We start from the raw sequence: 1,728 nt of genomic DNA on the forward strand, positions 1-1,728 counted from the left end.
GCCTTTATGTTCTCGATTGCCTCGTTTATCGGCTTCGAATCCACGGCCATCTACGCCGAAGAGTGCCGCGATCCGCACAAAACCGTACCGCGCGCCACGATCTGTGCTTTGCTGCTGATCACCGTCTTTTTCTGCTTTACCAGCTGGGCGCTGGTGCAGGCGTATGACATCGACCAGCTGGTGGACATTGCGCGTAAAGACCCTGGCAACTTCGTCTTTGATATCACCCGCCAGTATGTCGGTCAGTGGGCGGTGGATACCATGTCGGTGCTGCTGATCACCAGCCTGTTCGCGGCAGCGATGGCATTTCATAACAATATTTCACGCTACATTTTCAGCATCAGCCGTGACGGCCTGATCTGGAAAGAGCTGTGCGCCACCCATCCGACCAACGGTACCCCGCATAAAGCCAGCCATGTGCACAGCGTGATCCTGCTGATGATGCTGGTGGGCATGGGCAGCATCGACCTTGACCCGATGGCACAGATTTTTGCCTTCGGATCGGCGATTGCCACACTGTCGATTCTGGTGTTGCAGGTGGGCGTCTCGGCGGCGGTGATCCTGTTCTTCCGCCGTTTAGAACACCACAACAATAGTGCCTGGCAGGTGTTCTGGGCTCCGCTGCTGGCGATGACGGCGATGTCCATTACCATTATTCTGGTGATCAACAATCTGCAAATTCTCAGCGGCAGCGACTCGAAGCTGGTACAGCTGATCCCATGGTTTATCGCGGTCTGTTCAGCGGCGGGTTATGTGATGTCGGTGAAGCGCAAAGGACGTACACTCCCGGCCTGACAGGCCGGACTCGTGGAATACGACGCGAAAAGCAGAACGCTCCCGCCTTTGCAGGTCGGAAGCGTTCTGTGAACACGTTACGTTGAATACGCTTATTTAATCCCGCACACGCCGCACAGGTGCACCATTAGCCACATAGTACGGAACGTCACTACGGGCAAGTGGCGGACGCCCGCGGATCATGTCGGCTATTTTCTCAGCAATCATAATCGTTGGCGCGTTAAGGTTTCCGGTGGTGATACGCGGCATAATGGACGCATCCACGATGCGCAGGTTCTCCATGCCATGCACTTTGCCATCATTTCCAACCACGGCCATTTCATGATACCCCATCGCATTTGAACAGGAGGGGTGATAGGCCGTTTCAGCGTGCTCACGGACAAAACGGTCCAGGTCGGCATCACTTTGGCAGCTGGCACCCGGCGAAATTTCCTTGCCACGATAGGGGTCCAGCGCACGCTGCTGGATGATTTCACGCGTCAGGCGAATCGCCGCACGGAACTCACGCCAGTCCTGATCCTGGGACATATAGTTAAACAGGATACTCGGATGGTCATGCGGGTTCTTCGAGGTGACCTGCACCCGGCCTCGACTCGTTGAACGCATCGAACCCACGTGTGCCTGGAAGCTATGGACTTTAATCGGATTCGAGCCGTTATAGTTAACCGCGACCGGCAGGAAATGATATTGAATATTCGGCCATTCAAACTCTTCGTGGCTGCGAATAAATCCGCCCGCTTCAAAATGGTTACTGGCGCCAATTCCACGCCCCATAAACAGCCACTCTGCACCAATCAACGGCTGATTATGCAGCTTCAGCGCAGGTGCCAGCGAAACGGGCTGCTTGCACTCATACTGCAAATACATTTCCAGATGATCCTGCAGGTTCGCGCCAACACCGGGCAGATCGTGAACCACCGGAATATCCAGGCT

2 protein-coding genes are annotated in these 1,728 nt (G+C 55.2%); one reads left to right on the top strand and one right to left on the bottom strand.

The genetic code is table 11. The features are described from left to right. A partial coding sequence (locus WH277_RS05435) for an APC family permease (RefSeq protein WP_339504866.1) occupies positions 1 to 795 on the top strand: 795 nt, incomplete at its 5' end. A gap of 96 nt (positions 796 to 891) precedes the next feature. On the opposite strand, the gene WH277_RS05440 is transcribed toward WH277_RS05435, so the two are convergent. Continuing rightward, the coding region (locus WH277_RS05440; RefSeq protein WP_339504868.1) for a GMC oxidoreductase at positions 892 to 1,728 on the bottom strand (837 nt) is incomplete at its 5' end.

The organism is Erwinia sp. MYb416 (genome assembly GCF_037479575.1).
In the GTDB taxonomy this organism is placed as follows: Bacteria; Pseudomonadota; Gammaproteobacteria; order Enterobacterales; family Enterobacteriaceae; genus Erwinia; species Erwinia rhapontici.